Consider the following 417-nt stretch of genomic DNA (forward strand, 5'->3'; position numbering starts at 1 on the left):
AGTGGTACCATGATGGTAGGGAAACTCGGCATAGTATTCGGTGACGTGTTTGTGGGTCAGCTCCAGCACACAGGGGATCGATTTCATCCACTGGTGGCCTTCGCCGTCATCGTCAGGGATCTGCGCCGGATCGACCAGGGCCAGGAAGTACAGGCTGAAGGCAGCTTCGGGGAAGTCGCGATTGTCCAACAGGCGGAAGCCCAGTACGCGGGTGTAGAAGTCCAGGGACTTCTCGATTTCCTTGACCCGCAGCATGGTGTGGTTGAAGACGAACTGGGCGGTGGCGGTGTCCGGCTGTGCGGTGACGCCAGGCAGGGTTTGCAGATCGTGCAGGCTCATGGGAACTCCTGAGACGGGGCCGGGCGCAGGGCGCCGGCAAAACAGACAGGCTGGCCATGATACGGCAGTGCGCCGATT

1 protein-coding gene is annotated in these 417 nt (G+C 60.9%); it reads right to left on the reverse strand.

Going from position 1 to position 417, the window contains the following annotated elements; all coding sequences use genetic code 11:
- Positions 1-339 (reverse strand): VOC family protein (locus G3I17_RS39420; RefSeq protein ID WP_203591367.1); only part of this gene is annotated, 339 nt, incomplete at its 3' end.
- Positions 340-417 lie beyond the last annotated feature (78 nt).

This window comes from Streptomyces sp. SID13031 (genome assembly GCF_010548305.1).
GTDB lineage: Bacteria > Actinomycetota > Actinomycetes > Propionibacteriales > Kribbellaceae > Kribbella.